19 protein-coding genes are annotated in these 24,258 nt (G+C 65.9%); 5 read left to right on the forward strand and 14 right to left on the reverse strand.

The annotated features are described in order from the left end of the window. Positions 1-258 precede the first annotated feature (258 nt). Positions 259-1,146: a UTP--glucose-1-phosphate uridylyltransferase GalU gene (galU, locus tag ACN8ZM_RS25020; RefSeq protein ID WP_034185830.1), complete on the reverse strand. Its 888-nt coding sequence runs from the start codon at positions 1,144-1,146 to the stop codon at positions 259-261. A gap of 230 nt (positions 1,147-1,376) precedes the next feature. After that, positions 1,377-1,520, reverse strand: coding sequence for a hypothetical protein (locus ACN8ZM_RS25025; protein WP_006479318.1), 144 nt, complete (start codon positions 1,518-1,520; stop codon positions 1,377-1,379). Positions 1,521-1,737: 217 nt separating this feature from the next. Here ACN8ZM_RS25025 and ACN8ZM_RS25030 point away from each other — a divergent pair, with 217 nt between their 5' ends. Further along, complete coding sequence (locus ACN8ZM_RS25030; RefSeq protein WP_205823425.1) at positions 1,738-2,913, forward strand: acyltransferase family protein; 1,176 nt, start codon at positions 1,738-1,740, stop codon at positions 2,911-2,913. 644 nt (positions 2,914-3,557) lie between these two features. Here ACN8ZM_RS25030 and ACN8ZM_RS25035 read toward each other — a convergent pair. Beyond that, complete coding sequence (locus ACN8ZM_RS25035; protein ID WP_420211060.1) at positions 3,558-6,023, reverse strand: glycosyltransferase family 4 protein; 2,466 nt, start codon at positions 6,021-6,023, stop codon at positions 3,558-3,560. A gap of 86 nt (positions 6,024-6,109) precedes the next feature. Here ACN8ZM_RS25035 and ACN8ZM_RS25040 point away from each other — a divergent pair, with 86 nt between their 5' ends. Further along, positions 6,110-7,162: an RNA-guided endonuclease InsQ/TnpB family protein gene (locus tag ACN8ZM_RS25040; protein ID WP_043177564.1), complete on the forward strand. Its 1,053-nt coding sequence runs from the start codon at positions 6,110-6,112 to the stop codon at positions 7,160-7,162. Between the two features lie 13 nt (positions 7,163-7,175). Here ACN8ZM_RS25040 and ACN8ZM_RS25045 read toward each other — a convergent pair whose 3' ends face one another. Next, positions 7,176-8,642, reverse strand: coding sequence for an oligosaccharide flippase family protein (locus ACN8ZM_RS25045; protein WP_420211061.1), 1,467 nt, complete (start codon positions 8,640-8,642; stop codon positions 7,176-7,178). 26 nt (positions 8,643-8,668) lie between these two features. Continuing rightward, a complete protein-coding gene (locus ACN8ZM_RS25050; protein WP_420212670.1) occupies positions 8,669-10,861 on the reverse strand; it encodes a hypothetical protein in 2,193 nt (730 codons plus the stop codon). Between the two features lie 498 nt (positions 10,862-11,359). On the opposite strand from ACN8ZM_RS25050, the gene ACN8ZM_RS25055 reads away from it, so the two are divergent. From ACN8ZM_RS25055 to ACN8ZM_RS25065, 3 genes are read left to right on the forward strand one after another with little or no spacing between them, the layout of a single operon-like run. After that, the gene (locus tag ACN8ZM_RS25055) at positions 11,360-12,424 is read left to right on the forward strand and encodes an acyltransferase family protein (RefSeq protein WP_043177572.1); all 1,065 of its coding nucleotides are present in this window, start codon (positions 11,360-11,362) and stop codon (positions 12,422-12,424) included. 35 nt (positions 12,425-12,459) lie between these two features. Then, positions 12,460-13,506 (forward strand): GDP-mannose 4,6-dehydratase, encoded by a 1,047-nt coding sequence (gene gmd / locus ACN8ZM_RS25060; RefSeq protein ID WP_043177574.1) that lies wholly within the window; start codon positions 12,460-12,462, stop codon positions 13,504-13,506. Then, positions 13,493-14,464, forward strand: a complete 972-nt coding sequence (locus tag ACN8ZM_RS25065; protein ID WP_420211062.1) for an NAD-dependent epimerase/dehydratase family protein — start codon at positions 13,493-13,495, stop codon at positions 14,462-14,464. Before gmd ends, ACN8ZM_RS25065 begins: the two co-directional genes overlap by 14 nt. 108 nt (positions 14,465-14,572) lie before the next feature. Here the strand turns inward: ACN8ZM_RS25065 and ACN8ZM_RS25070 are convergent, their stop codons facing one another. The 9 genes from ACN8ZM_RS25070 to trpB form a co-directional block, all read right to left on the reverse strand. Further along, entirely contained in the window at positions 14,573-15,763 is a 1,191-nt protein-coding gene (locus ACN8ZM_RS25070) for an O-succinylhomoserine sulfhydrylase (protein WP_420211063.1), read from the reverse strand. A gap of 245 nt (positions 15,764-16,008) precedes the next feature. Continuing rightward, a complete protein-coding gene (gene purF, locus ACN8ZM_RS25075; RefSeq protein WP_043177580.1) occupies positions 16,009-17,541 on the reverse strand; it encodes an amidophosphoribosyltransferase in 1,533 nt (510 codons plus the stop codon). A 51-nt stretch (positions 17,542-17,592) separates the two neighbouring features. Next, positions 17,593-18,087 carry a CvpA family protein gene (locus ACN8ZM_RS25080; protein ID WP_027782633.1) on the reverse strand — a complete coding sequence of 165 codons (495 nt, stop codon included), beginning with the start codon at positions 18,085-18,087 and terminating at the stop codon, positions 17,593-17,595. Positions 18,088-18,093: 6 nt separating this feature from the next. Further along, the gene (locus ACN8ZM_RS25085; RefSeq protein ID WP_420211064.1) at positions 18,094-18,942 is read right to left on the reverse strand and encodes an SPOR domain-containing protein; all 849 of its coding nucleotides are present in this window, start codon (positions 18,940-18,942) and stop codon (positions 18,094-18,096) included. Between the two features lie 29 nt (positions 18,943-18,971). Further along, the gene (gene folC, locus ACN8ZM_RS25090) at positions 18,972-20,282 is read right to left on the reverse strand and encodes a bifunctional tetrahydrofolate synthase/dihydrofolate synthase (protein WP_043177589.1); all 1,311 of its coding nucleotides are present in this window, start codon (positions 20,280-20,282) and stop codon (positions 18,972-18,974) included. Between the two features lie 100 nt (positions 20,283-20,382). Continuing rightward, positions 20,383-21,255: an acetyl-CoA carboxylase, carboxyltransferase subunit beta gene (accD, locus tag ACN8ZM_RS25095; protein WP_043177592.1), complete on the reverse strand. Its 873-nt coding sequence runs from the start codon at positions 21,253-21,255 to the stop codon at positions 20,383-20,385. A 64-nt stretch (positions 21,256-21,319) separates the two neighbouring features. Beyond that, complete coding sequence (gene trpA, locus ACN8ZM_RS25100) at positions 21,320-22,135, reverse strand: tryptophan synthase subunit alpha (RefSeq protein ID WP_175025307.1); 816 nt, start codon at positions 22,133-22,135, stop codon at positions 21,320-21,322. 41 nt (positions 22,136-22,176) lie between these two features. Continuing rightward, complete coding sequence (locus ACN8ZM_RS25105; protein WP_011355718.1) at positions 22,177-23,028, reverse strand: DNA-methyltransferase; 852 nt, start codon at positions 23,026-23,028, stop codon at positions 22,177-22,179. 9 nt (positions 23,029-23,037) lie between these two features. Continuing rightward, positions 23,038-24,231, reverse strand: a complete 1,194-nt coding sequence (gene trpB, locus ACN8ZM_RS25110) for a tryptophan synthase subunit beta (RefSeq protein WP_043177597.1) — start codon at positions 24,229-24,231, stop codon at positions 23,038-23,040. Positions 24,232-24,258: the final 27 nt, after the last annotated feature.

The raw sequence follows: 24,258 nt of genomic DNA on the forward strand, positions 1-24,258 counted from the left end.
CGGTCACGACTGTCGATGCGCATCGCGCAACCGAACCGCCGATCCGGTCGATCGCCGCGGCACCGGTTTCAGACGTTGCGCCCGTTCTTGTCGGAGCGCCCCGCTCCGCCCGCGCATCCAACCCGCCACCGCAAACTCGTCGACGGCGCGCAACCACGATCACGCACCCGGCACCGGCACACGCAAAAAAGCCCCGGCGCGCGAGCGGCCGGGGCCAACGGAACAACCACCACCTGAAACAACGGAGTGCGCGGCTGCTTAGGCGACAGCAGCCAGCGCGGGCAAGCAGGTACGCAGGTAGGCCTCGAATTCGCGGCTCACTTCCGGATGCTGGAGCGCGAGCTCGACGGTGGCCTTGAGATAGCCGATCTTGCTGCCGCAGTCGAAGCGCGTGCCGAAGTAGCGATACGCGAGCACCTGCTCGTTCGCGAGCAGCGACTGGACCGCATCGGTCAGCTGCAGCTCGCCGCCGGCGCCCGGCTTGAGCTTGCGCAGGTGATCGAAGATCGTCGGCATGAACACGTAGCGGCCGACCACGCCGAGATTCGACGGTGCATCCTCGGGCGCGGGCTTCTCGATGATGCCCGACAGCTTGATGACGTCCTCTTCCCATTCGCGGCCTTCGACGACGCCGTACGAACGGCTGTCCTCGCGCGCGATCGTCTCGACCCCGATCACCGAGCTGTGATAGTGGTCGAACACGTCGACGAGCTGCTTCAGCACCGGCTGCTCGCCGTGCAGCAGGTCGTCGGCGAGGATCACCGCGAACGGCTCGCCGTGCACCAGCTTCTCCGCGCACAGCACCGCGTGGCCGAGGCCGAGCGCTTCCGGCTGGCGCACATAGAAGCAGTTGACGTTGCTCGGCTTGATGCCGCGCACGAGCTCGAGCAGCTTTTCCTTGCCGCGCGCCTCGAGCTCGGCTTCGATCTCGTACGACTTGTCGAAGTGATCTTCGATCGCGCGCTTGCTGCGCCCGGTGACGAAGATCATCTCGGTGATACCGGCGTTGATCGCTTCCTCGACCGCGTACTGAATCAGCGGCTTGTCGACGACGGGCAACATTTCCTTCGGGCTCGCCTTCGTTGCCGGGAGGAACCGCGTGCCGAGACCGGCAACGGGGAACACGGCCTTGGTGACTTTCAACATGTTCGCATCCTGATTGCGTTGACTACGCCGCGTCGACCAGCGACCCGGCGCGATTGTGTTCCGAACGGCATATCGAGAATCGACGGTACTGCCAATTCGAATCCGCTCATTTTCGATATGGACTGATTGCCCAATGATTCCGGAAAAAATATAATCTCTTCAACCCGGTCGATATTGCCGAACCGAGTATCGAAACAGAAACAAATTACCGATTTTCCAGATACAAATTCTTACGATTCGAATTCCTCGATATAGGGCACGCCGCCCCGTTCGAGACCCGGGCGAATCGGTTCGTTCTTCAGCGCCTCGCGGTACGCCGACAGCACGGCCATGACCAGCAGTACTGCAGCGCTCGCGATCCAATGCATGTCCATCTTGCCGCTCCTTGCATCAATCAACTGGAGCTTCAAACTATCAGAAAAAAATCGGCAAATAATTGACCCGCCTCGCGGAACCGCTTTCGGAACGCGATAAAACCATGATGTGGAATTCCGATATTTCCCGGCGAGATTTTTTTATTCATTGATCGAATTCTTGCGCATTACGATTGGATGAAACTTCCCGTCCATCCGTCGCAAGGAATCGAATCGCATGCAAGCTTTCAGCGGATCGTCTCTGACCGCGCCGCCCGTCGCCGATCACAAGGAACACGTGATCGACGCGATGCGCGGCTTCGCGGCGTTGCTCGTCGCCTATTTCCACTGCCGCCAGGTCGTCTGGGTCGGCATGCAGAGCTTCCATCACGCTTACGGTCATGCACTCACCCCGAGCGCGATCGCCGGCTACCTGACCTTCCCGTTCGCGTGGGGCTCCGCCGGCGTGCCGATCTTCTTCGTGATCAGCGGCTACTGCATCCACCGCAACGCGGCGCTCAAGCTCTCGGCCAATCCCGCGTACCGGCTCGACGCACCGAACTTCTGGGTGCGCCGGTTCGCGCGCATCTACCCGGTGCTGCTCGCCGCGCTGCTGTTTACGCTCGCGCTCGACTCGGTCAGCCTGCAAATCGAGCCGGTCAGCCACAAGATCCGCGACGTCGGCCTGATCGCGTTCCTCGTGAACCTGTTCTCGCTGCAAGGCGTCGCCGGCTACACGTACGGGTCGAACGGCGCGCTGTGGACGCTGTCGCTCGAAGTGCAGTTCTACGCGATCTATCCGCTGCTGTTCGCGATCCGCCGGCGCATCGGCATGCCGGCGGTCGTGGCCGCGGTCGCGCTCGTCAACGTCGCGTCGGCGTGGCTGCTCGAACGGCACGACCTGCAGTTCTTCACGTCGTACTGGCTGTCCTGGACGATCGGCGCGTGGATCGCCGACGTGCGTGCGCAGCAGGCGCGCGGCGCGGCCACCGTGCCGTCGCGCGCGTGGTACGGCGCGGCCGCCGTGCTGCTCGCCGCCGGCTGCGGCGCGTTCCATTTCGGCCAGTACGGCGCGTTCCAGCTTTGGTCGGCCGGCTTCGCGTGCTTCCTGTACCGCGCGCTTGCCCGCCCGCCGCGGCCGACGCCGCCGCTGCGCGTGCTGAGCTGGTTCGGCGACTTCAGCTACTCGCTGTACCTGATCCACCTGCCGCTGTTCGTCTGCCTCGGCTCGGTGCTGTTCCATTCCGAGCTGCAGCTGTCGATCTGGCCGTCGTTCGCGTTCATGGCCGCCGCGATCCCGGTCGCGTACCTGTTCTACCGGATGTTCGAACGGCCCGCGATGACGTGGTCAGCCAGCTTCAAGCCGACCCGACCCGCCCACGTCGTCACGCCGGCGCCCGAACGGGCCATCTGACCCGACAGGTCCGCTTTCCCGAGCCCCCGCGCGGCGTCCCGCTGCGCGGGGGCTTTTTCATGGCCTGAGCGGGTTGGTATGCCGGGTTGGCGTGATGGGATAGCCTTCCGGCATCGGGCCGCGCCACGGCCCGCATGAGCCGTCCTCGACCGACTTTCACCACCGGGACTGCCTGGGCGCGGCCTTCTGGCATCGCCTTCTGGCATCGCCTTCTGGCATCGCCTTCTGGCATCGCCTTCTGGCATCGCCTTCTGGCATCGCCTTCTGGCATCACCTTCTGGCATCACCTTCTGGCATCACCTTCTGGCATCACCTTCTGGCATCACCCTCTGGCATCACCCTCTGGCATCGCCTTCTGGCATCACCCTCTGGCATCACCCTCTGGCATCACCCTCTGGCATCGCCTTCTGGCATCACCCTCTGGCATCACCCTCTGGCATCACCCTCTGGCGTCACCTCTTGGCATCACCTTCTCGCGTCACCAACCGCTCCCCTCCAACAGATGACCGGTCAAGCACGCGGCCCTACACCGCACGCGACAACCTGCCCACCACCCGCCCGACAAAGGCCCCCGGCGCCAAAAAACAAAGCCCCCAAGCAGCGCACCGCCGCATGAGGGCCCATTTCCCGCCGGCTCGCGCCGGCTACTGTTTCTTCGCCTTCGCGGCCTTCGCCGTATCCGCGAGGATCTTCTCGACCCGCTCCACGTAGGTTTCGGTGCCGAACCGGCGTACCGCCGTCGCGCGCCCGCTCGCGACGAGCCGCTCGCGCAGCGCGCCGTCGCGCTTCAGCGTATCCAGCGCATCGGCCAGCGCGGTCGCATCGCCCGGCGCGCAGAGCAGCCCGTTGTCGCCGTCCTCGATGATCTCGACGACGCCGCCCGCACGGGCTGCGACGACCGGCCGGCGCGCGAGCATCCCCTCGACGATCACGCGCCCGAACGGCTCCGGCGTGATCGACGTGTGTGCGACGACGTCGACCGCCGTCATGCACGCGGCCACGTCGCGCTGGAACCCGAGGAAATGCACGCGCCCGCCCATCCCGTGCCGCGCGACGTATTCGCGCAACTGCGCGGCGTATTCGTCCTCGCCGAACAGCGGCGCGCCCACCAGCACCACGTGCATGTCGGGATGCCGCGCAGCGGCCTCCAGCAGCACGTGCTGCCCCTTCCAGTGCGCGAGACGGCTGAACGAGCCGACGAGCCACGCGTGCTCGGGCAACCCCAGCCGCGCACGTAGCGCCGCCTGGCTGACGCCTTCCAGCGCATCGAACGGTTCGGCCGAAATGCCGTTGAACACGACGTCGACGTGCTGCGGCGTGAAGCCCGTCAGCGTGCGGAACGCCTGCGCGGACGCGTCGGAATTCGCGATCACGCGCGTGACGCCGAGCCGCGCGCAGTACTTGATCGCCAGCAACTGCTTGCTGCCGAAATGGTCGGTGCTGACGATGTCGCGCAGGTGCCACACCACCGGCTTGCGGGCGAGCCGCCCGGCCAGTGCGGCGACCACCATCGCACGCTGCGTGTTCGCGTAGATCACCTCGGCGCGGCGCGCGCGCCGCGCGACGTCGCGCACCAGCCGCACGAGCTGTTTCACCGCGCCGACCGACACGCCGCCCTGCTTGCGCACGCCCGCGAGCGCGCCCTGGTCGACCACGTCGACGCGCGCGCCGATCTCGTCGAGCGCCGCGCGGAACGGGCCGTCGTCGAACAGCAGCACGTCGGCGTTCGCGCGCATGTGCTTCATGATCTCGAGCAGCGACAGCTCGGCGCCGCCGAGCACACCGCTCTGGTCGAGCACGAGCGTCGCCGGGCCGCGCGCGGCCGGCATCGGCGCGATGGCCGTGCCGCGCTGCGCGGTCGAGCCGGGCAGCGCCGCTTCCACATAATCAAGAAAGCGCCGGCGGAATTTATCGGCAGAAAATCGCTCCGCATTCGTGCGGCATGCGTTCGGCGTGAAGCGCTGCGGCGCGCGCTCGAAGTCGTCGACGGCCGCGACGATCGCGTGCGGCGTCTGTTCTTCGAAAAAGAGCCCGGTCGGGTTCAGGTTCGATTGCGGATCGAGCACGGTTTCGAGCGCGCCGCCCTTGCCGTACGCGATCACGGGCGTGCCGCACGCCTGTGCCTCGACGACCGAGATCCCGAAATCCTCCTCGGCCGCGAACACGAACGCCTTCGCGCGCCGCATCCGGTCGTGCAGCACCGCGAACGGCTGGTAGCCCATGATCTCGACGTTCGGGCCGGCCTTCGCGCGGATCTTCTGCATCTCGGGGCCGTCGCCGATCACGACGAGCTTGCGCTCGGGCGTACGCGAAAAGGCCTCGACGATCAGGTCGATCTTCTTGTACGGCACCATCCGCGACGCGGTCAGGTAGAAGTCCTCCTTCTCCGCATTCAGCGAAAACGCGTCGACGTCGACCGGCGGGAAAATCACCGCCGCGTCGCGGTGGTAGACCTTCTTGATGCGCCGCGCGATGAACGCGGAGTTCGCGACGAAGCCGTCCACCGCGTTCGCGGTACGCGTGTCCCAGTTGCGGATGTAATGCAGGATCATCCGCGCGAGCAGCGATTTCGGCCCGTGCGTGAGGTTCGACTGTTCCAGGTACTGGTGCTGCAGGTCCCACGCATAGCGGATCGGCGAATGCACGTAGCTGATATGCACCTGATCCGGCCCCGTCAGCACGCCCTTCGCGACCGCGTGACTGCTCGAGATCACCAGGTCGTACTCCGATACGTCGAGCTGCTCGATTGCGAGCGGCATCAGCGGCAGGTAGCTGCGGTACTTGGTGCGCGCGAACGGCAGCTTCTGGATGAACGATGTCGTCACCGGCTTGCCGCGCACGAACGCGCGATCGTCGAGGAAATCGACGAGGCTGAACAGGTCGGCGTCGGGAAAGCACGCGACGATCTGTTCGAGCACGCGCTCGGCGCCCGCATAGGTGACGAGCCAGTCGTGGACGATCGCCACGCGCAGCGTGCGCGACGCATGGCGCGCGCTGGCGCGTTCGGCCGGCACGGACCGGCGCAGCGCGGCGGCGTCGCCCGCTTCGGCCACGGCCGCATCGGCGGTGGCGAGATTCAATACGGCGTGTTCCGCCAGATCGCGATTCATCAGTCGCTCCATGAAACCCTGCCATTGATGGCGGGAAGGAACGGAGTGCCGTTGACAGGCGGCAATCCAACGTTAGAGTGACCGGTATGATTCTTGTCTACCGCTACCGGGTGAAATCGCTTAACGGACTGCTTAACAAGCAGAGCCGTGCGGTGAACTACGTCTGGAACTTCTGCAATGACACGCAAAAGCACGCGCTCAAGTGGCGCAAGAAGTGGCCGACGGGTTTCGACCTGAACGTGCTGACGACCGGTAGCAGCAAGGAGCTCGGTATCCACTCGGGCACCGTCAACGCAACGTGCGAGCAATTCGCGAAGTCGCGCAACCAATACCGTCGGCCTTACCTGCGTTATCGCGGCAAGAAATCGCTTGGCTGGGTGCCTCTGAAGGGCCGCGACCTGAAGCGTGAGGGTGACGCGTTTCGCTTTGCCGGCAATACCTTTCGCGTGTTCAACAGTCGCCCGCTTCCCGACGGCAAGATCAAGGACGGAACCAATTTCGCACAGGACGCGCGCGGCAACTGGTTCCTGAATATCGCGATCGAAATGCCCGATGTCCGGGCGCGCCCGATCGGTGCCGGCGTGGGTATCGATCTCGGCCTGAAAGATTTCGCCACACTTTCGACCGGCGAAAAGCTGCCCAACGACCGGTTTGGTCACCGTGCGGCCGAAAAGCTGGCGAAAGCCCAACGCGCGCGAAAGCACAAGCGGCATATCGCGAAGCTGCACGCCAAAGTTGTGAATGCCCGGGCTGATTTCCAGCACAAGCTCGCGCTCGATCTGATTAGACGCTTCGACTACATCGCGGTCGGCAACGTGTCGGCTGCCACGCTCGCCAGAACCAGGATGGCGAAGAGCGTCTACGACGCAGCCTGGTCGTCCTTCCGAAACAAGCTCCGCTACAAGGCGATCGCGCACGGAGCCACGTTCGAGGAAGTCGACGAAAGCGGTTCTACCCAGTCCTGTTCGGCGTGCGGGTCGAAAGACAGCACAACGCGGCCGAAAGGTATCGCGGGACTGCGAATAAGAGAGTGGGCATGCGGTGACTGTGGTGTCGTACATGATCGTGATACCAACGCTGCTTTGAACATTCTCCGATGCGGACGTGCATCGCCAGGTGTGGGAATCTCCCGCCGTTAGTTGGGGGAGGACGTCAAGCAGTTTTCCTCGCATTGAGACGGACGAACAGGTCGCGCACCAGCGCACGCAACCCCGGTGTCATCGTGAGCGACCACGCAACATTCAACAGCAGCACGACCGCGCACATGCCGATCGACTCGACGAGCCCCGGCCACGCTTGCGCCAGAAACAGGCTCGCCAGCAGGAACGCGAGGTGCGCGAGCATGTCGAGCACGATCGCGCGCATCCGGATCGCCGACAGGTACAGCAGCACGCCGTAGTCGACGAGCGCGCGCGCCGCGACGACCACCGCCGCGCCGATCAGCCCGAAGTGATGGATGCCGTACCACAGGCCGCCGACGAAGAACGGCATCTCGACGAGCCCGGCGAACGCCGCGCGGGCCGGGTTGACCTGCGACTGGATCAGGATCCGCGTGACGCTCGCCTGGCCGACCAGCCACACGCTGATCACCAGCACGCGGCCGACCGGCGCCGAATGGGCGGCGAGATCCGAGCCGACCCACAACGTGAGGAACGGCGCGAGCGCGAAGATCGCGACGATGCCGACCGGCGTGAACACGCCGTTCAGGAATTCGAGCGACTGGCGCGCGAGCGCGTCCGCGTGGTCTCGACCGACGGCCGACAAGCGCGGGAACAGCGTGCGCACGAGCGCGTTCGGCAGCATGTTCAGGCGCGTGACGAGGTTCTGCGGCACCGTGTAGTAAGTGACGAACTTCGCGCCCATGCCGGCGCCGAGCATCACGCGGTCGAGCGTGTCGGCGATCATGCTCGTCGTGCTCGCGATCAGCATCCAGCCGCCGAAGTTGAACAGCCCTTTCGCGGTGCCCCACTGCGGCGGATCGATGCGCCGGATCCCGAGCACCTTGATGCTGGCGTGGCCGAGCATCACCGCCGCGACCAGGCGCGCGACGACCGCCGCGGCGAGCACCGTCTGCAGGTTCGGCGCGATCCACCACGCGGCGCCGAGCGGCAGCAGCTGGAACAGAAACGTGCCGATCGTCTGGTTCGTGTTGAACACGCCGAAACGTTCGGCGCCGTTGATCGCGCCGGCGAACACCCACGACACGTTCGCGAGCGGAATCGCGAGCGCAAGCCACGGCAGCGCGAGATACACCTCGTGCTGCATCGCCGCCGACACCTTCGTGAAGTACGCGGTATAGATGAACGCGCCGAAATAGATCAGCAGCCCGCCCACGATGCCGGTGCCGAGGTTCAGCCAGAACGCGCTCCAGAACACGCGTGCGCTTTCGTCGGCGTTGCCGCTCGCGAGCGCCTTCGAGATGTGGTTCTGCGCCGCCATGCTCATCCCGAGATCGAGGATCCCGAAATAGCCGATCAGCGTCCACACGAGGCTGACGACGCCGTAGCGTTCGACGCCGAGCGCGTGGATATAGGCGGGCACCGTCACCAGCGACACGAAGGTCGGCAGGATCAGCCCGATGAAGTTGATCGAAACGTTCTTGAGTATGCCTTTGTCCATGCTTCTGCCTTGTGTGACACCGCTCGTCACGGTTTCCAGCGATACATCAGCACCTTGCCGCGCGCGTCTTCCTCGACGAACACGAGGTACTCGCCGTTCTCGCGACGGAATGCGCTGATGCCGAATGGCACGTCGACCCAGCCGGATGCCTTGCCGACCTCGGTACCCGGGCTCATCACGCCCACTTCCTTGCCGGTTTCCTTGTCGTACACGTGGATCTTGCCGACCGGCTCGACCCCGAACAGGTAGCGGCCCTCGGCCGTGAGCCCGATCAGGTCGAAGATCGGCTTCGCGTCGAGCTGCCACGGCAGCGCGACCTGGTAGCGCACGACCGGCGAGCCCGTCGACCACTTGTCGAAGCGCACCAGCACGCGCCCCACTTCCTTGTTGATACCCGGCTGCGGCGGTGCGTCGGCCGTGTAACCGGTCACGTACAGCGTGTCCGTCTGTGCGTCGTAGATCGAGCGGCGCAGCTGCGTGAACGGCTGCGGCATCGGGTAGGTCGTGACCTTGTCGTACGAGTAGATCGGGTTGCCGGCCTTGTCGACGCCGCCGTACTGGAAGCGGTGGATCCCGCGCACGTCGCTGGTGCGCCAGATGTCGCCCTTCATGTCGACCCACCAGCCCCAGCCGCCCGCCTTCGCCTTGCCGGTCGTGTTGATCGTGAATTCGTCGGCATCCAGCCGGCCGTTGCCGTTCGCATCGCGCCACAGCCAGTCGCCGCCCGGCGGCTTGTTCGGCACGTTGTCGACCGGCCGCGCACGGCCCGCGATCAGCCCGGACGGAATCGCGACTTCGCCGTCGCGCTTCGCGTCGAAGCGGTAGATCTTCAGGTGATCGGCGTACATGTCGGTCAGGTACAGGAACGTGCGGCCGTCGAGGCGACGCGCGATCGGCATGCCGGGCCACTGGTCCGTATGGAACACCGGGTCGTCCGGATACTTGAAGCGGTTCGACAGGAAGCCGACGTATTTCCAGTCCTGGCCCGGCGGCTTCGACAGGTCGAGCTCGAAGCGCTTGTTGCCCGTGTACACGCTGTTCGGCCGCGCCGGGTCGAGCCATGCGCCATCGACGAACAGCAGCCCCTGCACCTGCCAGCGCTGCTTGCCGTCGGGCGTGTAGCTGTCGAGCACCGCGCCGAGCCCTGCGCCGATCGTGGCGTGACGCGGCCCGATGCCGTTCATCGACACATAAATGTTGCCCGCACGGTCGACGCCGACGCCCGTCAGCCCGTTGAAACGCTGCGGCCCCGGCCGGCCCGGCACCGGGCCCGCGAAAATGCCGCCGCGCTCGCCGAGCGTGCCCGACTGCGCATAGCCCTTGCCGCCTTTCGAGAAGATCAGGATCTGCTGGCGCGGCCCGTTGTCCGCGATCAGTACGCGCCCTTTCGCGTCGACGGCCACGTCCACCGCATCGGTGCCTTCCGGCAGCGCGGGCGCGTCGTCGAGCTTGCGGCCGTCGGCGCGCACGTGCACCAGGTGCGCGGGCCCGTTGATCGTGTCCGTGAGCAGCCACAGCGTGCCGTCGCCCGCGAGCGCGATGCGGCCCGGCTCATGGACGCTCCACGTGCCCTTCTGCTGCATCGTCTCCGCGTCGTACACGTCCACCGCGTCGCGCGACGGATTCGTCGCGAACAGCGTCTTGTCGTCGGCCGCGAGGCCGCCGACTTCCGCCTTCTGCTCGCCCACTTCCGAACGCGCGGGCGCCGGCACCTCGTTCATCATCATGAAGCTCGCGGCCATCCGCGCGCGGCCGGCATCGGCACGTCCGCCGGGCGCCACCTGCGGCGCCGCGCGGAACGGCGCGGGCTGCTTCATGTCGCCGATCGTGCGGCGCGAGATGCCGAACCACTGCTTGCCCTTGTCCGGCCAGATGCCGGGCGACTGCAGGTGGCCGCGCTCGTTGCCGACACCGATCGCGACGTACACGTACTTGCTGTTCACGGCGATCGCGCTGCCGCCGAGGTTGCCCCAGCCGTGCGTGCCGCCGGCGAAGCCGAGCATCTTCCCGTCCTGGTAGACACTCGCCTCGGCCCCGCTCTCGTCCCACGGCGCATTCGTATACACCTTGCCTTCAGGCGTCACCGCGATCGCGCGGATGTCGATCTGCGTCCAGCTGCCGTCGCCATAGCCGAACGTGTTGCCGATCCACGACGTCGTCGCGGGCAACACCGTTTCGGCCGATGCGGCGCTCGCCAGCAGCGCCGCACCTACCGTCATGCCTACCAGAATCAGACGTCGCAATGCGCTTCTCCAGACTCGATGCATAAGCGACCGGGACCGCGGCGCATGGCCGCCCGACCGTCCTGTCGCTAAATAGGTTTCAAACGTCGCGATGCAGGTTACAAGCAAAAATAATCACAAGAAATTTGGAAATATTTGGGGATGTTTCCGCCTGAAATATCGAACCGGAACAGGGTCGAAAAAACACTCAAAAGCGGCAATAACGACCGCCTTTCGCTTTCCAGTCCGTAGAAAATGCCGCTTTGCGCCGCCTGTCGGGGCTGTCCGGGCGGCAACCTTTCATTCCGCGACCGGAATAATCGGCATTTGAATGTTTTCCATCAGATAAATGACGCGCGTTTTTTTACCGATTTCTTTTCCCTAGAATCGATTTCGATTCGATATTTCATTTAATGGCATGCATTACGTTCACGTTTACGCATCGGATGTGCGACACGCCCCGGCTCACGCCGCGCGTCGCGAAGGAGCGGCGCGATGACGGGCATCTCGCGACCCGCGGACCTCACCCCGCCGCAACACGGCCGGATCGTGCAGCTCGACGGGCTGCGCGCGATCGCGGTGGGCGCCGTGTTCCTGCAGCACGCGCTGAAGGCGCCGCTCTGGATGGGTGTCGACCTGTTCTTCGTGCTGAGCGGCCTGCTGATCACCGGCATCCTGCTCGATCGCAAAGCGCGCGGGCAGTCGTACTTCAGCCACTTCTACGCACGCCGCGTGCGCCGCATCCTGCCGCCGTACGTGCTGCTGCTGGTGGTGTCGACGATCCTGTTCGGCGCGAGCTGGCTGCCGCACTGGCCGTGGTTCGCGTTCTTCTCGACCAATATCGGGCTGTCGCTCGGCAGCATCGGCCATGACAGCCTGAACGTGCTGTGGTCACTCGCGGTCGAGGAGCAGTTCTATATCTTCTGGCCGTTCGTCGTGCTGTGGTGTTCGGAGCGCGCGCTGCTGTGGGTCGCCGCCGCGCTGATCGTCGCCGCGCCCGTGCTGCGCGCGATCGCGACGCCGTGGTTCGACTCGTTCTGGCCGATCTACTATCTGACGCCGTTCCGGATGGACCTGCTCGCCGCGGGCGCGCTGCTCGCGATCGTGCTGCGCCGCGACCGGCGCGCGCTGGAGCCGTTCTACCCGCTCGCGATCGTCGGCGCGCTCGTGTCGCTCGCGATCCTCGGCTGGCTGCACCTGTCGTTCCCGCGCTTTCGCGCCGCGAACACACCGCTGTCGAATGCCGCGCTCTACAGCATCTCGCTGCTGCTGTGCACGTCGATCGTCGTGATCGCCCTGCGCGGCCGCGGCATCGTGCAGCGCGTGCTGACGAACCCGATGCTCGTCTACGTGGGCACCGTCAGCTACACCGTGTACCTGATCCACCTCAGCGTGCTGTATGCGCTGTGGCCGCTGCACCTGAACCGCTTCGTCACGGCCGCGCTGGCGCTTGCGATCACGCTCGCGTACGCAACCGTGAGCTGGTACGGCTTCGAACGGCGCCTGACGCGCGGCCCCGCGCGCCGCGCGCTGCCGGCCGCCGCCAGCACGACCGCCTGAATTTCATCATCCATCGTTTCTACCAGGACAACGTCATGAGCCAAACTCGCAAGAAGGCCATCATTACCGGGATTTCGGGGCAGGACGGCGCCTACCTGACCAAGCTGCTGCTCGACAAGGGCTACGAGGTCACCGGCACCTACCGCCGCACCAGCTCGGTGAATTTCTGGCGCATCGCCGAGCTCGGCGTCGACACGCACCCGAATCTCTCGCTCGTCGAGCACGACCTGACCGACGCCGGCTCGAGCCTGCGCCTGCTCGAACGCGTGCAGGCGGACGAGCTGTACAACCTGGCCGCGCAGAGCTTCGTCGGCGTGTCGTTCGACCAGCCGGCGACGACTGCCGAAGTGACCGGCATCGGCCCGTTGAACCTGCTCGAGGCGATCCGCGTCGTGAGCCCGAAGACGCGCTTCTACCAGGCCTCGACCTCCGAGATGTTCGGCAAGGTGCAGTCGATTCCGCAGACGGAAGCGACCTCGTTCTATCCGCGCAGCCCGTACGGTGTCGCGAAGCTGTATGCGCACTGGATGACGGTGAACTACCGCGAGTCGTACGGCCTGTTCGGCAGCAGCGGCATCCTGTTCAACCACGAATCGCCGCTGCGCGGCCGCGAGTTCGTCACGCGCAAGATCACCGACACCATCGCGAAGATCAAGCTCGGCAAGGCGACCCGTCTCGAGCTCGGCAACCTCGACGCGAAGCGCGACTGGGGCTTCGCGCTCGAGTACGTCGAAGGCATGTGGCGCATGCTGCAGGCCGACGAACCCGACACCTACGTGCTCGCGACCAACCGCACCGAGACCGTGCGCGATTTCGTGCGGATGGCGTTCGCGGCCGCGGGCTACCAGATCGAATGGACCGGCAAGGGCGAGCAGGAGCGCGGCCTCGACGCGTCGAACGGCAACGTGCTCGTGGAAGTGAACCCGAAGTTCTACCGCCCTGCCGAGGTCGACCTGCTGATCGGCTGCGCCGACAAGGCGAAAAGCAAACTCGGCTGGGAACCGAAGACGACGCTCGAACAACTTTGCCAGATGATGGTCGAAGCGGATTTGACGCGGAATCAACACCATGACACGTTCTGAAGTCGGACGCCCGTCGCGCCGTGCGTTCGTCACGGGCCTGACGGGCTTCACGGGCCGCTACATGGCCGAGCGCCTGCAGGCGGCCGGCTATGACGTCTGGGGCACGGTCGCGCCTGGCGTGGCGCAGCCCGACGATCCGGCCTTCGCGCACTGCACGCTGCTGCCGGTCGACCTGCTCGACGCGGAGGCCATGCGCGCGGCGGCCGCCGACGCCCGGCCCGATGCGGTCGTGCATCTCGCCGCCCGCGCGCATGTCGCACAGGACGAGCCGTCGCAGACTTACGCGGTCAACATCGTCGGCACGCGCAACCTGCTGGCCGCGCTTGCGGGCCTCGACCGCCGCCCGTCGGCCGTGCTACTCGCCAGCAGCGCGAACATCTACGGCAATTCGACGGCGGGCGTGCTCGACGAAACCGTCGCGCCCGCCCCGGCGAACGACTACGCGGTCAGCAAGCTCGCGATGGAATACGCGGCGAAGCTGTGGGCCGACCGGCTGCCGATCGTGATCGCGCGGCCGTTCAACTACACGGGTGTCGGCCAGAGCGATGCGTTCCTGCTGCCGAAGCTCGTCGCGCACTACGCGCGCAACGCACCGCGGATCTCGCTCGGCAATCTCGACGTGAGCCGCGATTTCTCCGACGTGCGCGACGTGACGGCCGCGTACCTGAAGCTGGTCGAAGCCGCGCCGGCCGGCGAGACGTTCAACGTCTGCTCGGAGCGCGCGTATTCGCTGAAGGAAGTGCTGGCGATGCTGTCTCGCATCGCCGGCTACGTGATCGACGTGACGATCGATCCGCGTTTCGTGCGGCACAACGAGGTGAAGAGCCTGAGCGGGTCGCGCGACAAGCTGCGGCGCGCGGTGGGCGAGTTGCCCGTCACGCCGCTCGACGAAACGCTGCGATGGATGGTAGACGCGATGCGCAGCGACGCGCATGCGGGCGGGCATCCCGCCGGGTAGGCCGGGCGATTGGCGTCAACACCAAAACGAAGGGCCGTTCGCGCAAGCGAACGGCCCTTCGTCCATCGTCACGTCAAATCACGTCACGACAGGCGTGATGTGCCGCGTTCAGCCTTCGAGGCCGCGCGCGAGATCGCGGCGCAGGTCGCCCGCATCCTCCAGGCCGACCGACAAGCGGATCAACCCTTCGCTGATCCCCGCTGCCGCACGCGCTTCCGGCGTGATGCGGCCGTGCGTGGTCGTCGCCGGATGGGTGATCGTCGTGCGCGTATCGCCGAGGTTGCCGGTGATCGAGATCAGCTTCGTGTTGTCGATCACCCGCCACGCGTTCGCGCGCTGCTGTTCGGGCGTGTCGCCCTTCAGCTCGAACGACACGATCGCCCCGCCCGCCTTCTGCTGACGCTTCGCGAGTTCGTGCTGCGGGTGCGATTCGAGGCCCGGATGAAACACGCGCGCGACGGCCGGATGCGAATCGAGCCAGCGCGCGATCTCCAGCGCGTTCGCCGATTGCTTCTCGACGCGCAGCGACAGCGTCTCCATCCCCTTCAGCAGCACCCACGCGTTGAACGCCGACAGCGTCGGGCCCGCGCTGCGCACGAACGGAAACACCTTGCCCACGATGAATTCCTTCGAGCCGACCAGCGCGCCGCCGAGCACGCGGCCCTGGCCGTCGAGGAACTTGGTGGCCGAGTGCATCACGACATCCGCGCCGAGCTTCAGCGGCTGCTGCAGCACCGGGCTGCAGAAACAGTTGTCGACGACGAACAGCGCGTTCGATGCCTTCGCGATCTTGCCGATCGCCTCGATGTCGGCAAGTTCGGTCAGCGGGTTCGACGGCGTCTCGAGGAAGAACATCTTCGTTTCCGGGCGCACGGCTTCCTGCCATGCGTTCAGGTCGGTCGGGTCGACGAAGGTCGTCGTGATCCCGAACTTGCTGAAGATCTGCGAGAACATCCCGAGCGTCGAGCCGAACAGGCTGCGCGAGCTGACGAGGTGATCGCCCGCCTGCAGCGCGGCCATCACGACCGACATGATCGCGGCCATGCCCGACGCCGTCGCGATGCACGCCTCGCCGCCCTCGAGCGCCGCGAGACGCTCCTGGAACATGGTGACGGTCGGGTTCGTGAAGCGCGAATAGGTGAAGTAGTCTTCCGAGTTCGCGAAGCGCTCGGCCGCGTCGGCCGCGCTCTGGAAGCAGAAGCTCGACGTGAGGAACAGCGCTTCCGAATGCTCGTTGAAGTCGCTGCGCAGCGTGCCCGCGCGCACGGCAAGCGTGTCGAAGTTGAGGGAGTCGTCCATGTTCCGTTTTCCGTATTCGATGGCCGCGCGAGTGGCGCGAACCCAGTCAAAACCAGGCCAAAACAAAAAGCCCGCTATGCGTCGGCATCAGCGGGCTTCGGTGCGGTACGACAGCGATCGACTCGGGCCGGTTGCCACCGGCCTTCGCTTTAGCTGTTTTGGGAAGTCGCCCCGCGTCCGCAAGCTGATATCAAATCGACGCAAGGCCACATCCTATCACGCCTCGTCAGAAGCGTGCGCCGGTGTCACTCGACCGACAGCTGCAGGTTCATCTGCGAGCGTTCGGTATCGCCAGCCGTATCGCGATCGGCCTGCGATGCCGGCGTGAGGCGCGCGCGCTCGATTGCATCGAGATACTCGGGCGTCACGTCGCCGGTGATGTAGTTGCCGTCGAAGCACGACGCCTCGAAGCCTTCGAGCTTCGGGTTGATGTCGCGCACCGCGCGGCGCAGATCGTCGACGTCCTGGTAGATCAGGTGGTCCGCGCCGATGATCTTCGCGACGTCTTCATCGGTGCGGCCATGCGCAACGAGCTCGCCGCGCGTCGGCATGTCGATGCCGTACACGTTCGGGAACTTCACGGGCGGCGCCGCCGACGCGAAGATCACCGACTTCGCGCCTGCATCGCGTGCCATCTGCACGATTTCATGCGAGGTCGTGCCGCGCACGATCGAATCGTCGACGATCAGCACGTTCTTGTCCTTGAACTCGATGCTCATCGCGTTGAGCTTCTGGCGCACCGACTTCTTGCGCACGGCCTGCCCCGGCATGATGAAGGTACGGCCGACGTAGCGGTTCTTGAAGAAGCCTTCGCGATACTCGACGCCGAGCTTCGCGGCGACCTGCATCGCGGCCGGGCGCGACGAATCGGGAATCGGCATCACGACGTCGATCGGCACGTTCGGCAGTTCGCGCTTGATCTTCTCGGCGAGATAGTCGCCCATGCGCAGGCGCACGTTGTAGACCGGCACGCCGTCGAGGCACGAATCCGGACGCGCGAGGTACACGTATTCGAACATGCACGGATTCAGCGTCGGCTGCTCCGCGCACTGCTGGCTGTGGAAGTTGCCGGCCGGATCGATGAAGATCGCTTCGCCCGGCTGCACGTCGCGGACGAATTCGAAACCGATGCCTTCAACCGCCACCGACTCCGATGCGACCATCCACTCGGTGCCGTGCTCGGTTTCGAGCTTGCCGATGCACAGCGGGCGGATGCCGAACGGATCGCGGAACGCGAGCAGGCCGTAGCCAGCGATCAGCGACACGATCGCGTACGAGCCCTGCAGGCGGCGATGCACGCCCGCGACGGCCTTGAACACCGACGCCGGATCGAGCTCGAGGCCGGTGGTCGACAGTTGCAGCTCGTGCGCGAACACGTTGAGCAGCACTTCGCTGTCGGAATTGGTGTTGAGATGCCGGCGGTCGATCCGGAACATCTCGTCCTTCAGTTGCTGCCAGTTCGTCAGGTTGCCGTTGTGCGCGAGGATGATCCCGAACGGCGCGTTCACGTAGAACGGCTGCGCCTCGGCTTCGCTCGACGCCGAGCCGGCGGTCGGGTAACGCACCTGGCCGATGCCGTAGGTGCCGGGCAGGCTGCGCATGTTGCGCGTGCGGAACACGTCGCGCACCATGCCGTTCGCCTTGTACATGTGGAAATTGCTGCCGTCCGCCGTCGCAATGCCCGCCGCGTCCTGACCGCGATGCTGCAGCAGCAGCAGGCTGTCATAGATCAGCTGGTTGACCGGGGATTGGGAGATAACGCCTACGATGCCGCACATGGCATGTCCTTCAGAATGACAAAATCGGTTCCGTCCTGCCCGGCCGCGTCGTCACACGCGTACGTACTGGGCCATGCCGTCGGGCAGGAGCTGCTTCAGCTCGTGCACGCCCTGTTCGGCGAAAGGACGCAATAGCGCATTGCGCCAGAAATCCTGTTTGGGCAGCTCGGTCAGCCCGGCCGCCGCGACCAGCAGCACCACCAGCACGCAGCCGCGGACGAGCCCGAACATCATGCCCAGCGAGCGGTCGACGCCGCCCAGGCCACTCGCCTGCGCGATCCGCGACAGCAGCGCGTTTGCGACACCGGCGACCAGCACCACGCCGATCACGAGCAACGCGAAGGCGATCACCCACTGCGTCAGCGCGCCGCCCGGCCAGTTCGCCGGAATATACGGCACGACGAGTCCGACGTAGCGGCCCGCGATCACGATCGCCGCGATCCAGCCGATCAGCCCGAAAATCTCGGACACGAAGCCGCGCCACGCACCGCGCAGCGCCGACAACACGATCACCGCCAATACAGCGTAGTCGAAAGCCGTCAGCATCGTGCGTTACTGCGTCAGACCGGCTTCGCGCACCTTCGCGATCGCGGCGGAAGCCGCCGCTCGATCCGCGAACGGGCCCGCACGCAACAGTGTAGCCGTGCTGCCGTCTGCCTGCTTGCGATGCTCGACATATGCGGGCACGCCCGCCGATTTCAACTTGGTGGCCCACGAACGGGCCGTCGCGTCGTCCTTGAACGACCCGAGCTGCACCGCGAAGCGCGCACCGGCCGGCGACGACGGCGACGATGCATCGCCGCTGTCCGGGCTCGCGGCGTCGACATTCGCGACGGCCGCGGGCGCGGGTACAGGCTTCGGCGCAGCCGGCTTCGCCACGGGGGCAGCCGGTTTCGGCGCGGGCTTCGGCGGCGTCACGCTCGCCGTGGTCGTGGTCGTGGTATCGGGTTTCGCGGCCGGCTTGTCGGCGCTCTTCGGCACCGGAGCCGGTGCAGCCGCAACGTCGACCTCGGATGCCGGCGGTTCGTCGTGCGCGACGCCTGCCTGCACGTCGGAGGCGTCATCGTCGCGCGGCGCGACCGCCTGATGCGCGGGCCGGTTCGGAATGTCGATTGCGATGTCGTCCGTGACCGGCTTCGGGTGCGAATCGAGCACCATCGGCAGCACGATCACGGCAGCGACGACGAGCGCGATCGCGCCGACGAGGCGACGGCGCGCGCGTTGCTTTTCTGGAAGGGTCGGATCGAGGAGCAGGGCATCCGATTCCGGACGCTCCGTGCGGCGCGAGCGTCGCTCGACGCGTTCAGTGCGCTCCGTGCGCACGTTCCGGGAGGTCCCGGTGCGACCGCCGCGCCGCGGGGGCGCGTCGTCGTCTTTTTTGCCGAACGAGAAAATTCCCATGAATGGCTGAGTCCGAAACTGCCCGTCAGTCAGTGTTGCTGCGATTTACGGTAGGCCAGCACGCCGGCAACCGTATGGAAACTGCCGAAAACCACGATTCTATCATTCTCGGATGCTCTTTTTAGTGCATCGCGAAACGCTTCTGCGGGCGACGTGTAACGCGTCACGCTCGAATCGGGCCCCTCCTCCACGCCGGCCTTGCGCAGCGCGGCTTCGAGCTGCTCCGCGGAGGCCGCGCGCGGCAGCGGCAGGTCGGTCACGCACCAGTGGTCGATCTCGCCCTTCAGGTGCTGCAGCACGCCATCGATGTCCTTGTCGTGCATCGCGCCGAACACCGCGTAGGTGTACGGGAAGAACCCCATGTTGCCGAGGTTCTGCTCGAGCACGGCCGATGCATGCGGGTTGTGCGCGACGTCGAGCACGATCGCCGGCTTGCCGGGCAGCACCTGGAAGCGCCCCGGCAATTCGACGTTCGCGAGGCCGAGCCGGATGTCCTGCGCGGACACCGGCAGCACCGGGCGCAGCGCTTCGAGCGCGGCGAGCGCGGCCGACGCATTGATCAGCTGATTCGCCCCGCGCAGCGCCGGATACGCGAGCGCCGGATAGCGCTTCTCGCGGCCAAGGTAGCTCCACTGCTGGCGCTCGGCGCCTGCCTGCGCCTCGTAGCGGAAATCGCGGCCGACCAGCCACAGATCCGCGCCGATCGCTTCCGCATGGTCGATCAGCGTCTGCGGCGCGGCCGGATCGCCGCAGACCGCCGGCTTGCCCGGACGGAAGATCCCGGCCTTCTCGAACGCGATCTTCTCGCGCGTGTCGCCGAGATACTCGGTGTGGTCGATGTCGATGCTCGTGATGATCGCGCAGTCGGTGTCGATGATGTTGACCGCGTCGAGCCGGCCGCCGAGGCCGACTTCGAGGATCACCGCATCGAGCCCGCGCGATGCGAACAGGTGCAGGATCGCGAGCGTCGTGAATTCGAAATACGTGAGCGACACCGGCTCGGGCAGCGACGTGCGCGCGGCTTCGACGGCCTCGAAGTGCGGCAGCAGTTCGTCATCGGTGACGTTCTGCCCGTTCACACGCGCGCGCTCGTTGAATTCGAGCAGGTGCGGCGACGTGTGGCAGCCGACCTTGTAGCCGGCACGCACGAGGATCGTCTCGAGGAACGCGCAGGTCGAGCCCTTGCCGTTCGTGCCGCCGACAGTGATGACGGGACACGCGAATTCGAGCTGCAGCGCCGCCTTGACCTGCCCGATGCGGGTCAGGCCCATGTCGATGCCGACCGGGTGCGCGCGTTCGAGATGCGAAAGCCACGCGTCGAGAGTGGGAAAAGTGCTCATCGGATCAAATCTGGATCGGGACCGCCACTACGCCAAAAAACGAAGCGCGCCGCCTGGCGCTGAAGCCAGGCGACGCGCAGTATTCACAACCTTGCGCCGGTCAAGCCAGCGCGTCGGCCGGCTGACGCTGCAGCAGCGCGAGCAGCTGCGCGATCTCGTCGCGCATCTTGCGGCGGTCGACGATCATGTCGATCGCGCCCGTCTTCAGCAGGAATTCGGCACGCTGGAAGCCTTCCGGCAGCTTCTCGCGAACCGTCTGCTCGATCACGCGCGGGCCGGCGAAGCCGATCAGCGCCTTCGGTTCGGCGATCACGACGTCGCCGAGGAATGCAAAGCTCGCCGACACGCCACCCATCGTCGGGTCGGTCAGCACCGAGATGAACGGCAGCTTGGCTTCGGCCAGCTTGGTCAGCATCGCGGTGGTTTTCGCCATCTGCATCAGCGACAGCAGGCTTTCCTGCATCCGTGCACCGCCCGAAGCGGTGAAGCAGATGAACGGCACTTGCTGTTCGAGCGCGTTCTGCGCGCCGCGTGCAAAGCGCTCGCCGACCACCGAGCCCATCGAGCCGCCCATGAACGAGAACTCGAAGCAGGCCGCGACCACCGGCAGCGTATGGATCGCACCGCCCATCACGACCATCGCGTCGGTTTCGCCGGTGTCGTCCATCGCTTCCTTCAGACGATCCGGGTACTTGCGGCTGTCCTTGAACTTCAGCGTGTCGACCGGCACGATTTCCTGGCCGATCTCGTAGCGGCCTTCCGCATCGAGCAGCCCGTCGAGGCGCTCACGCGCGCCGATGCGCATGTGGTGATCGCACTTCGGGCATACGTGCAGGTTCGCGTCCACGTCGTTGCGGTACAGCACGGCCTCGCAGGACGGGCACTTGACCCACAGGCCTTCCGGAATGCCCTTGCGGCTTTTCGGGTCGGTCTGCTTGATCTTCGGCGGCAACAGTTTGTCGAGCCAGCTCATCGTATGGTTTCCTGTTCCGTGGCGGGCCGGGCCGCATGGCCCGCTCCCGCTTCCTGTGTTGTGTTTATCGCGCCGTCTTGCCCGCGCCGTCCAGGGCGGCGCGCAGCTCGGCGATGAAAGTCTTCAGCGCGGCGGCAGCCCCCTCCGGCGCAGCGCTTTCGAGCAGCTGCACGAGGCGGCTGCCGATCACGACAGCGTCCGATACCTCGGCCACCGCGCGCGCCGTTTCGGCGTCGCGGATACCGAAGCCGACGCCGACCGGAACCGGCACGCGCGACTTGATGGCCGGGATTTTACCCGCAATGCTCGAAACATCCAGATTTCCCGCGCCGGTCACGCCCTTGAGCGACACGTAATACACGTAGCCGCTCGCGATCTTGCCGACGTCGGCGATGCGTTCGTCGGTCGACGTGGGCGCAAGCAGGAAGATCGGATCGATCTGCGCGGCGCGCATTTTCTCGGCGAACACGCCCGCCTCTTCCGGCGGATAGTCGACGACGAGCACGCCGTCGACCCCGGCCGCCTGTGCTTCGGCCGCGAACACGTCGACGCCCATCCGCTCGATCGGGTTCGCATAGCCCATCAGCACGACGGGGGTTTTGGGGTCGGTTTCGCGAAAGCGCTTCACGTCGGCGAGCACGCTCTTCAGCGTGACGCCGCGCGCGAGCGCGCGTTCCGACGAGCGCTGGATCACGGGGCCGTCGGCCATCGGGTCCGAGAACGGCACGCCGAGCTCGATCACGTCCGCGCCGCCTTCGGCGAGCGCGTGCATGAATTCGACGGTCTTGGCGGGATCGGGGTCGCCGGCCGTGATGAACGGGATCAGGCCCTTACGGCCTTGTTCGGCGAGCGCGGCGAAGGTCTGCTGAATACGGGACATGGCAATTTTCCTTGATGCGTTCGGCGATGCGGCGGCGCGATTCACGCGCACGCCGGCGCAGCGAGCGCGTTCACGCGCTCGTGCGCGATCGCACAATAGCTTTCGTTGATCTCGTAGCCGACGAAGTCGCGCCCCTGCCGTGCGCAGGCCACCGCGGTCGTGCCGCTGCCCATGAACGGATCGAGCACGCGGCCGCCCGGCGGGCAGCTTGCGAGCACCATCCGCTCGATGATTTCCAGCGGCTTCTGGGTCGGATGATCGACGCGCTCCGCGTGCTGCCGGTGCAGGCGCGAGACCGACCAGACGTCCTTCGGGTTGTAGCCCATCTCCAGCCACTTGCTGCCTTCGAACAGCTTGCGCGAGCGGGCCTTCTTCGTGTCGGCGTCGTACGGGATGCGGACCGGATCGAGATCGAAGTAATACGCCTTGGAAACCGCGAAAAAGCCGATGTTGTCGTGCACCGACGTGAAACGGCGCGTCGTGCCGCCCATGCTCGGCACGCGTCGGTCCCAGATGATCTCGTTGACCATCGTGAGTTGCGTCTTCAGGAAACTGAAGATTTCCGGCGCGTACTGCCACGTGCAGAAGATATACATCGACCCGCTCGGCTTCAGCTTCGGAATCGCGAGCTCGAGCCACTCGCGCGTCCACGCGAGGAAATCGTCGCCCGAACGCTTGTCCGAGTCGTTGCCGTAGTCCTTGCCGAGCCCGTACGGCGGATCGGCGACGATCAGGTCGATCGACGCGTCCGGCAGGTGCGCGGCATGGGTCAGGAAATCGCGGTTATGCAGTTCGATACCGGACGGCAGCGCGCGCGGCACGGCAGCGGCAGGCTGAACCGCCCCCGCCTCGCTCGCGGCACCGCCGCCCGGTTCTTCGATCAGGTCACGCATCGGTCGGGGTCAGAGCTCGATGCCCGATCGCTCGGCGACCGTGTGCATGTCCTTGTCGCCGCGGCCCGACAGGTTGACGAGCAGGATCTTGTCCTTCGGCAACGTCGGTGCGAGCTTCACGCCATACGCGATCGCGTGGCTCGACTCGAGCGCGGGAATGATCCCCTCGATCCGGCAGCAGTCATGGAACGCCTTCAGCGCTTCCTCGTCGGTGATGCCGACGTACTGCGCACGGCCGCTGTCCTTCAGCCACGCATGCTCGGGACCGACGCCCGGATAGTCGAGGCCCGCCGACACCGAATGCGTCTCGATGATCTGGCCGTCGTCGTCCTGCAGCAGGTAGGTACGATTGCCGTGCAGCACGCCCGGGCTGCCCGCGATCAGCGACGCCGCGTGATGGCCCGTGTCGAGGCCGTCGCCGGCCGCTTCGACGCCGATCAGCTGCACCGAGGTGTCGTCGATGTACGGATAGAAGATGCCCATCGCGTTCGAACCGCCACCGACGCAGGCGATCACCGCGTCGGGCTGCCGGCCCGCGAGCTCGGGCATCTGCACCTTGCACTCGTCGCCGATCACGCGCTGGAAGTCGCGCACCATCATCGGGTACGGGTGCGGGCCCGCGACCGTGCCGATGATGTAGAACGTGTTCTCGATGTTCGTGACCCAGTCGCGCATCGCTTCGTTCAGCGCATCCTTCAGCGTGCGCGAACCCGATTCGACCGGCACCACCGTCGCGCCGAGCAGCTTCATCCGGTAGACGTTCGCGGCCTGGCGGCGCACGTCTTCCGAACCCATGTAGACGACGCACTCCATCCCGAAGCGCGCGCAGATCGTCGCGGTCGCGACACCGTGCTGGCCGGCGCCCGTCTCGGCGATCACGCGCTTCTTGCCCATGCGCTTCGCGAGCAGCGCCTGGCCGATCACGTTGTTGATCTTGTGCGCGCCCGTGTGGTTCAGGTCTTCGCGCTTCAGGTAGATCTGCGCGCCGCCGAGCGTTTCGCTCCAGCGCTGCGCGTGATAGATCGGCGACGGACGGCCGACGAAATGCTTCAGCTCGCGCTCGAATTCGGCGACGAAATCGGGATCGTTCTGGAATTTTTCATACGCGGCACGCAGCTCGTCCAGCGCGTGAATCAGCGTCTCGGCGACGAACGTGCCGCCATACGGGCCGAAGTGGCCGCGGTCATCAGGAAGGTTGTACATGGTGTCTCTCTCGATCGGTCGGTGCAC

Source organism: Burkholderia aenigmatica (genome assembly GCF_048627025.1).
Lineage (GTDB): Bacteria > Pseudomonadota > Gammaproteobacteria > Burkholderiales > Burkholderiaceae > Burkholderia > Burkholderia aenigmatica.

Bases quoted from the DNA above. Each gene is read 5' to 3' on its own strand.
- ACN8ZM_RS25080 (WP_027782633.1), bottom strand. From the start codon at position 18,087: ATGCTGACGGCTTTCGACTACGCTGTATTGGCGGTGATCGTGTTGTCG.
- ACN8ZM_RS25085 (WP_420211064.1), bottom strand. From the start codon at position 18,942: ATGGGAATTTTCTCGTTCGGCAAAAAAGACGACGACGCGCCCCCGCGG.
- ACN8ZM_RS25040 (WP_043177564.1), top strand. From the start codon at position 6,110: ATGATTCTTGTCTACCGCTACCGGGTGAAATCGCTTAACGGACTGCTT.
- ACN8ZM_RS25105 (WP_011355718.1), bottom strand. From the start codon at position 23,028: ATGCGTGACCTGATCGAAGAACCGGGCGGCGGTGCCGCGAGCGAGGCG.
- ACN8ZM_RS25045 (WP_420211061.1), bottom strand. From the start codon at position 8,642: ATGGACAAAGGCATACTCAAGAACGTTTCGATCAACTTCATCGGGCTG.
- ACN8ZM_RS25050 (WP_420212670.1), bottom strand. From the start codon at position 10,861: ATGACGGTAGGTGCGGCGCTGCTGGCGAGCGCCGCATCGGCCGAAACG.
- gmd (WP_043177574.1), top strand. From the start codon at position 12,460: ATGAGCCAAACTCGCAAGAAGGCCATCATTACCGGGATTTCGGGGCAG.
- ACN8ZM_RS25065 (WP_420211062.1), top strand. From the start codon at position 13,493: ATGACACGTTCTGAAGTCGGACGCCCGTCGCGCCGTGCGTTCGTCACG.
- folC (WP_043177589.1), bottom strand. From the start codon at position 20,282: ATGAGCACTTTTCCCACTCTCGACGCGTGGCTTTCGCATCTCGAACGC.
- trpB (WP_043177597.1), bottom strand. From the start codon at position 24,231: ATGTACAACCTTCCTGATGACCGCGGCCACTTCGGCCCGTATGGCGGC.
- accD (WP_043177592.1), bottom strand. From the start codon at position 21,255: ATGAGCTGGCTCGACAAACTGTTGCCGCCGAAGATCAAGCAGACCGAC.
- trpA (WP_175025307.1), bottom strand. From the start codon at position 22,135: ATGTCCCGTATTCAGCAGACCTTCGCCGCGCTCGCCGAACAAGGCCGT.
- ACN8ZM_RS25025 (WP_006479318.1), bottom strand. From the start codon at position 1,520: ATGGACATGCATTGGATCGCGAGCGCTGCAGTACTGCTGGTCATGGCC.
- ACN8ZM_RS25035 (WP_420211060.1), bottom strand. From the start codon at position 6,023: ATGAATCGCGATCTGGCGGAACACGCCGTATTGAATCTCGCCACCGCC.
- ACN8ZM_RS25030 (WP_205823425.1), top strand. From the start codon at position 1,738: ATGCAAGCTTTCAGCGGATCGTCTCTGACCGCGCCGCCCGTCGCCGAT.
- ACN8ZM_RS25070 (WP_420211063.1), bottom strand. From the start codon at position 15,763: ATGGACGACTCCCTCAACTTCGACACGCTTGCCGTGCGCGCGGGCACG.
- purF (WP_043177580.1), bottom strand. From the start codon at position 17,541: ATGTGCGGCATCGTAGGCGTTATCTCCCAATCCCCGGTCAACCAGCTG.
- galU (WP_034185830.1), bottom strand. From the start codon at position 1,146: ATGTTGAAAGTCACCAAGGCCGTGTTCCCCGTTGCCGGTCTCGGCACG.
- ACN8ZM_RS25055 (WP_043177572.1), top strand. From the start codon at position 11,360: ATGACGGGCATCTCGCGACCCGCGGACCTCACCCCGCCGCAACACGGC.